This is a genomic window from Paenibacillus sp. J14 (genome assembly GCF_000518465.1).
Taxonomy (GTDB): domain Bacteria; phylum Bacillota; class Bacilli; order Paenibacillales; family Paenibacillaceae; genus Fontibacillus; species Fontibacillus barengoltzii.
On the sequence record NZ_JADQ01000023.1, the window covers coordinates 62,277 to 69,226 of the forward strand.

8 protein-coding genes are annotated in these 6,950 nt (G+C 48.7%); all 8 read left to right on the forward strand.

The genetic code is table 11. The annotated features are described in order from the left end of the window. Window positions 1-126: 126 nt before the first annotated feature. Genes ehuB through thpD form a run of 8 tightly spaced genes read left to right on the forward strand, consistent with a single transcriptional unit; the run spans window position 127 to window position 6,297 of the window. Window positions 127-1,020: an ectoine/hydroxyectoine ABC transporter substrate-binding protein EhuB gene (gene ehuB / locus M891_RS0111015; RefSeq protein WP_028538872.1), complete on the forward strand. Its 894-nt coding sequence runs from the start codon at window positions 127-129 to the stop codon at window positions 1,018-1,020. Between the two features lies 1 nt (window position 1,021). After that, window positions 1,022-1,675: an ectoine/hydroxyectoine ABC transporter permease subunit EhuC gene (gene ehuC / locus M891_RS0111020; protein WP_028538873.1), complete on the forward strand. Its 654-nt coding sequence runs from the start codon at window positions 1,022-1,024 to the stop codon at window positions 1,673-1,675. 3 nt (window positions 1,676-1,678) lie between these two features. Next, complete coding sequence (gene ehuD / locus M891_RS0111025; protein ID WP_028538874.1) at window positions 1,679-2,341, forward strand: ectoine/hydroxyectoine ABC transporter permease subunit EhuD; 663 nt, start codon at window positions 1,679-1,681, stop codon at window positions 2,339-2,341. A 16-nt stretch (window positions 2,342-2,357) separates the two neighbouring features. Then, window positions 2,358-3,146 carry an ectoine/hydroxyectoine ABC transporter ATP-binding protein EhuA gene (ehuA, locus tag M891_RS23740; protein WP_084628878.1) on the forward strand — a complete coding sequence of 263 codons (789 nt, stop codon included), beginning with the start codon at window positions 2,358-2,360 and terminating at the stop codon, window positions 3,144-3,146. A 16-nt stretch (window positions 3,147-3,162) separates the two neighbouring features. Then, window positions 3,163-3,672: a diaminobutyrate acetyltransferase gene (ectA, locus tag M891_RS0111035; RefSeq protein ID WP_028538875.1), complete on the forward strand. Its 510-nt coding sequence runs from the start codon at window positions 3,163-3,165 to the stop codon at window positions 3,670-3,672. 13 nt (window positions 3,673-3,685) lie between these two features. Continuing rightward, on the forward strand, window positions 3,686-4,975 hold the full coding sequence (ectB, locus tag M891_RS0111040) for a diaminobutyrate--2-oxoglutarate transaminase (protein ID WP_028538876.1): 1,290 nt from the start codon (window positions 3,686-3,688) through the stop codon (window positions 4,973-4,975). Beyond that, a complete protein-coding gene (locus tag M891_RS0111045; RefSeq protein ID WP_028538877.1) occupies window positions 4,972-5,349 on the forward strand; it encodes an ectoine synthase in 378 nt (125 codons plus the stop codon). Before ectB ends, M891_RS0111045 begins: the two co-directional genes overlap by 4 nt. Window positions 5,350-5,388: 39 nt before the next feature. Further along, window positions 5,389-6,297 (forward strand): ectoine hydroxylase, encoded by a 909-nt coding sequence (gene thpD / locus M891_RS0111050; protein WP_028538878.1) that lies wholly within the window; start codon window positions 5,389-5,391, stop codon window positions 6,295-6,297. The last annotated feature ends 653 nt before the right edge of the window (window positions 6,298-6,950 follow it).

The window sequence follows — 6,950 nt, forward strand, 5'->3', positions numbered from 1 at the left end:
CGAGGGGTCTCTTTTTATTTACCCCGACATGAAGAAGAAAGGAGGGGGGCTGGGCTTCGGAATTGAACTTGATTCAAAACCTACTAAACCGATGCAAAAAATAGGAAAGAAAGGCTGTGAGGATGGTTGAGGAAAGTGTCATGGTTGTTGATTTCATTGCTAGTAGCGGTATCGTTAACTGCCTGCAACTCAGGGCAGAACGCTGATTCAAGAAATGAGTCGGATTCTAAGGCAGAAGGGACGCTGGCGAAGGCAATTCAAAACGGGTCTATAACGGTTGGGTTCGCTAATGAGAAGCCTTATGCCTACAAAGATGCTAACGGAGAACTCACCGGTGAAGCGGTGGAGATCGCACGAGTAATTCTCCAAAGGCTGGGCATTCACGAGATGAAGGGGGAGTTGACGGAATTCGGTTCCTTAATTGCCGGTTTGCAGGCGAACCGATTTGATCTGATTACCGCTGGAATGTTCGTTAACCCGGAACGGTGTGAAGCCGTGTTGTTTGCCAACCCGGAGTATAGCATAGGTGAAGCGATTGCCGTCAAAAAGGGGAATCCTCTCGGCCTCGGCAGCTATGAAGATATCGCTAATAACGAAAAAGCACGGGTTGCCGTAATGACTGGTGCAGTCGAAATCGGTTATTTGCAGAAATCCGGTGTACCGGATGAACGTATCATTCAAGTTCCAGATCAGGCGTCGGCCATTAGCGCGCTTCAATCTGGACGTGTCGAAGCGATCACGATGACGGGACCTTCCTTGCAGGCCATGCTTGAATCTGCGGGGGATCAAGACATCGAAAGAGTAAGCGAGTTTACGCAACCGGTGATTGACGGTCAAAGTGTTCGCGGTTACGGGGCAACGGCGTTCCGTTTGGCGGATAAGGAATTTCAAGAGGCTTATAACGCGGAACTGGCCAAGATGAAGGAATCGGGCGAGCTCTTGGAAATCTTGCAACAATTCGGATTCACAGAGCAGGAACTGCCCGGAGACATGACAGCAGCCGAGCTTTGCGGAGGATAATATGCCAGAATCCTGGATTGATTTTATCCCCACTCTACTAGAAGGAGCCAAAATTACTGTTACCGTCGCTATCTTGGCAACACTTCTAGCGGTTGTAACAGCCTTCGCCTCAGGATTGATGAGTTTATCCCGGTTGCGCCTTATTCGCTGGATCTCTTCAATATACGTCGAGGTGTTCCGTGGGACGTCCTTGCTCGTGCAGTTGTTTTGGTTGTATTTTGCGTTGCCCTTTGCGGGGATTGAACTTCCCAAGTTACTTGCGGCCGTGTTGGCGGTAGGATTAAACTTTGGAGCTTATGGATCCGAGGTTGTACGCAGCGCGATCTTGGCCGTGCCGAAAGGGCAATGGGAAGCGGCGATCGCCTTAAATATGACGCCGTGGCAGCGAATGAGCTATATCATTTTGCCTCAAGCCGCCTTAAGAATGCTTCCTCCGTTTGGCAATTTGCTTGTTGAATTGATTAAATCCACATCTCTCGTCTACTTCATCACCATGGCGGATCTCACATACCAAGCGATGGTTCTGCGGAACAACTACATTTCCTGGACTTCAGAGATTTTGCTCTTGCTCTTGCTGATGTATTTAGTGATGACGTCGCTTGTCTCTTTCGGCATCCGGGTGTGGGAGCGTAAATGGTCCGAAGGGAGGATGTAACCGATGTGGGATTGGAATTACGCTTTGGAAATCCTTCCGGAACTTCTCATCGCGCTGAGGATGACGGTTATTGCTACATTGTTGGGTTTTCTGAGCGCTGTGATCGGGGGACTGCTGCTGGCTCTCGCCATACGCTCTCGATGGGTCTGGCTGCGATTGACAGCGAAAGGGTTTAATGGGTTTATACGAAACACCCCGTTGCTGGTACAGGTATTTTTTATTTACTACAGTTTACCGATGATGACCGGCATTTCGTTACCCGCTTTCTATGCAGGGATCTTAGGATTAGGTCTCCACTACAGCACGTATTTATCGGAGGTCTACCGATCTGGAATTGAGGCTGTTCCCCGAGGGCAATGGGAAGCAGCGACTGCGCTGAATTATACCAAGCTGGATACTTGGCGCTCAGTGATTCTTCCGCAAGCCATTCCACCGATAATCCCGGTCCTTGGCAATTATCTGATTGTCATGTTTAAAGAAACGCCGATCTTATCCGCGATTACCTTGGTCGAATTGCTGTTGACCGCGAAAAATATCGTTTCGGAATCCTTCCGGGTATTTGAGCCTTATACGTTAGTTGGCTTATTGTTTCTGGCGATCAGCTATCCGTCCTCCCTGTTGGTCCGGCGATTGGAAAAGCGGATGAATCTCCAAAGGGGCAAATAAATGGGGGGTGATACTTATGATTATGCCGATGGTGAAATATACGGGTGTTACGAAATCTTTTGGCGACCGTGAGGTGCTGAAGGGCATCGATTTGGACATCGCGCCAGGAGAAAAGGTAGCAATCATTGGTCCAAGCGGTTCCGGCAAAACAACATTGGGACGCATGCTGATGACGTTGGAGGAACCGACGACTGGCACGATTGAAATTGACGGTGTTCATTTGTGGCATATGTCCAAGAAAGGGCGGTTGGTTCGTGCCAATGAGAAGCATTTACATGAAATGAGGGGCCATGTAGGAATGGTTTTTCAACATTTTAATTTATTCCCGCATAGAACGGTGCTGCAGAATATAACGGAAGCGCCAAGAAGAGTGCTGAAACTGTCCAAAGAAGAAGCGGAAGAACGCGCGTTTGAGATGCTCCGCAAAGTGGGATTGGACGATAAATTAGCAGATTACCCCGCTCAATTATCCGGCGGGCAAAAACAGCGGGTGGCGATGGCTCGAGCGCTCGTTATGCGGCCCAAGGTCATGGTGTTGGATGAGGTGACATCGGCGTTGGATCCCGAGCTGGTTGGCGAAGTGCTGGAGGTTATACGAGAAATTGCGGATGAGGGGGAGATGGCGATGATGCTCATCACGCACGAAATGGACTTCGCTAAAGAAATCGCGGATCGCGTGATCTTCTGTGCGGATGGAAACATCGTTGAGGAAGGAACGCCAGAGGCGATATTTGAACACCCGCAAACGGAACGGTTGCAGTCATTCTTAAAACGATTCCGGTCTGCTGTGTATTCGATGGCATGATGGGCAGGTGGCGTCTATGAATAACACAAATGGCGAGCTTGTAATTCGCAGGCCAAATCCTCAAGATGCACGAGACGTTTATCAGCTGATTCGAGACAGTCAAACGCTGGATCTAAATTCGGCTTATGCCTACTTGGTATTATGTGATTATTTTCGTGAAACATGTGTGATTGCAGAGGGAGGATCGCAGGTGGTTGGCTTTCTGTCCGCCTTCCGATCGCCGCTCTGTTCGGATACACTGTTTGTTTGGCAGATCGCGGTCGCGGGTTCCCATCGAAAGCAGGGGATCGGTAAACGGATGCTGACGTATCTGCTCTCGGAGACTGCGGCGCCCCCGATAACTTATTTGGAAGCCACCATCTCCCGGAGTAATGTGGCCTCGACCCGTCTGTTTACGGGGGTAGCCAAGGCTTATGACGTACCGATTGAGATCATATGCGGTTATCAGGCGGAAATGTTTCCTCCAGAGATCCATCATGAGGAGGAGCCGTTGTACCGAATTGGTCCTTTTACACCACAACGATAAATGGAGGTATGAGATGCAGACCCAAACTCTTGAAACACCGAGTATGAACGTGTTCGAACAGCTTGAATCGGAAGTCCGAAGCTATTGCCGAAACTTCAGAACGGTATTTCACAAGGCGCAGAATGCCAAGCTTTGGGATACAAAAGAACGGGAATATATCGATTTTTTTGCAGGTGCCGGTGCATTAAATTACGGTCATAACAATCGTAAGATTCGTGATAAGTTGATCGCTTACTTGCTTGATGATGGCGTGACCCATAGTTTGGATATGGCGACGCATGCCAAAGAGCATTTTTTGAGTAAATTCGATGAAGTCATTTTAAAGCCGCGTGGGTTGCAGTACAAAGTTATGTTTCCGGGGCCTACGGGAACGAATGCTGTAGAAAGTGCCTTAAAAATTGCCCGTAAAGTGACAGGACGCACGACGGTCATTAGCTTTACCAACGCTTTTCACGGGATGACACTGGGTTCGCTGGCTGTCACGGGAAATGCATTTAAGCGTAAAGGGGCAGGAATGGCTTTGACTCACTCCGTCTTTATGCCTTATGACGGGTATTTTGGCGAATCGGTCGATACGATTTCCTATATGGAGAAGTTACTCGACGATCCGGGGAGCGGTGTTCCTCTGCCTGCCGCAATTATCGTGGAGGCGGTTCAAGGAGAAGGAGGATTAAACGTTGCTTCCGATGCTTGGTTGCAGAGACTGGAACGTCTTTGTCGCCAAAAAGGGATTTTGTTAATTCTCGATGATATTCAGATGGGCTGCGGCCGAACCGGTTCGTTCTTCAGCTTTGAGACGTCGGGGATCGAGCCGGACATCATCTGCTTGTCCAAATCCATCGGTGGTTACGGCTTGCCCTTAGCGCTTACCTTAATTAGACCGGAGCTGGATGCCTGGAAGCCCGGGGAACATAACGGAACCTTTCGAGGTAATAACCTTGGGTTTGTAGGGGCTTCGGAAGCCCTGGATTATTGGAAAACCGAGGATTTTCGGGAGCAAATTGAAGACAAAGCCAACCGGATGACCTCTTCATTGCAGACGTTGATTGAACATCAGCCTGCACTGCGTGGGAAACTTCGCGGTAAAGGGATGATTCAAGGCATTGCATTTGAACAACCCGGGATGGCGGAGAAGTTGGCCGAATTCGCTTTTGCATCGGGCTTGATTCTGGAAACCTCGGGTCCGAACCATGAAGTGGCCAAACTCATGCCGCCGCTAACGATTGAAAATAAGACGCTTGAACAAGGTCTTCAAATACTTGAGCATTGTTATACCCAACTAGCAGAGGAGGCTTCAGTATGATCGTTAAACATCTCAACAACTTGGTTGGGACGCTTGATGACGTAGATACGGAAACTTGGAACTCTCGAAGATTGCTTCTGGCTAAAGACAAGATGGGGTTCTCGCTGAACGATACGTTGATTAAAGAAGGTACAGAAACGCTGATTTGGTACAAAAATCATGTGGAAGCTGTTTACTGCATTGAGGGAGAAGGGGAAATTGAAGTCATTGGGGGGGAGACCTATCCAATCACCCCTGGCATGATGTATGCGCTAGATGGACATGAAAAGCACTACCTGCGGGCGCGATCGCAAATGCGGATGATCTGTGTGTTTAATCCACCGCTAACGGGACGGGAAGTGCATGATGAAGAAGGGACTTATCCGTTGTTGTAGCTTGTCTGAAAAATGTTAGGTTAGAAAGGATGAAGTGAAATGCGCGGACAACATGTTTCTATGGATCTTGACTTGACGAAGGATGTTTACCCCTCTCGGATGGATACAGATCCCCAATGGCTTCCCCGGCAGGATCCGGTGGTGTACTCCGAATGGAGCTCGGAGAGTCCGATTCGCAAGGAGCAGGTGGAATTTTATCAGAAGAACGGGTACTTGTTCTTGGAAAGTTTTTTCGCAGAAGAAGAGTTAAAAGGATACCAAGAAGAAGCACGGCGTTTGCAAGAATCTTCGTGTGGGCTTAAGGCGGACGAAATTATCCGCGAACCCGGCGGGGATGAAGTGCGATCCATCTTTGCGGTCCACCGAAGCCAGCCGGTCTTTCGCGAGCTGTCACAGCATCCGCGGCTCCTGGCGATCATCGAATTCCTTTTAGGCAGCTCCGTTTACATCCATCAATCTCGGATCAATTATAAGCCTGGATTTACGGGCAAGGAGTTTTATTGGCACTCGGATTTTGAAACATGGCATGTGGAGGATGGGATGCCTCGAATGAGAGCACTCAGCTGCTCTATCGCGCTGGAAGATAACTATGCGTTTAACGGTCCGTTGATGGTGCTTCCCGGCTCGCAGCATATCTTTGTGCCTTGTATCGGTCAAACGCCGGATGACCATTATAAAGAGTCGCTTCGCAAACAGCAGTACGGTGTTCCCGATCATAAAAGCCTTACCGAAATGGTAAAGCGCTTTGGCATTGACACCCCTGTGGGACCAGCCGGCTCAATTCTATTGTTTGATTGCAATATCATGCATGGATCCAATAGTAATATTACGCCGTATCCTCGCAGTAATATTTTTATGGTATATAACAGTGTGGAGAATAAGGTGGTTCAGCCGTATTCCGGACAAAACCCGAGACCCGAGTTTATAGCGACCCGTCAAGGGATCTAATTCATGGAAAAAGGCCATTGTCCTCTGGGACAATGGTCTTTCATTTCTAATCACAGGGATTTAATTTGGAAAAAGATTATGGTTGCTTTAGGTTCGCCACCGTGGTAATCTATGAATCCGGCCGAAAAACCGGCGGTCACAAAGGACTGGAAGGATTTACTTCTTGCTGGGTAACTTATGTGAGTGATATATTAATAATCCGCCCTATGCAATGGCATCCTAACGATGTTGAGCAAGAGTCGGTCATCAATAAGCGATCATCGAAGTGATTTGGAAAAACTTACGCCTTGATGAGAGCCCTGCTGATGTGATAGATTAAATGTCCTGCCGGTTGAACGGTAGGCGGTAAGCGAATTGGTAAGAATTACTTCCGTGTCAACTCATATAAAAATGTTACCGAAGGATAATGGTTCACTCACGTAATTTTGTTACCCAGTGGAGGCTGTTACATAGCCTCCACTGGGCGCGTAGCGGAGGCAGNCGTCACGGGNTGGGAAAGCAGCGCTTCCAACTGATTGTGTAATGCAAGCGGATCTTGGGAAGTCTGATACGCCTGTAACCGTTGGGTTTGTTCTGGTCGTAGCACGCCCAATTCGATTAACCGGGCAACGGGTGTTTTGGCCGTGTCGAATGTTTTCTTTACACGAGCCCCG

Coding starts and splice junctions, on each gene's coding strand:
- ehuC (WP_028538873.1), top strand. CDS start 1,022: ATGCCAGAATCCTGGATTGATTTTATCCCCACTCTACTAGAAGGAGCC.
- ehuD (WP_028538874.1), top strand. CDS start 1,679: ATGTGGGATTGGAATTACGCTTTGGAAATCCTTCCGGAACTTCTCATC.
- ehuA (WP_084628878.1), top strand. CDS start 2,358: ATGATTATGCCGATGGTGAAATATACGGGTGTTACGAAATCTTTTGGC.
- ectA (WP_028538875.1), top strand. CDS start 3,163: ATGAATAACACAAATGGCGAGCTTGTAATTCGCAGGCCAAATCCTCAA.
- ectB (WP_028538876.1), top strand. CDS start 3,686: ATGCAGACCCAAACTCTTGAAACACCGAGTATGAACGTGTTCGAACAG.
- M891_RS0111045 (WP_028538877.1), top strand. CDS start 4,972: ATGATCGTTAAACATCTCAACAACTTGGTTGGGACGCTTGATGACGTA.
- thpD (WP_028538878.1), top strand. CDS start 5,389: ATGCGCGGACAACATGTTTCTATGGATCTTGACTTGACGAAGGATGTT.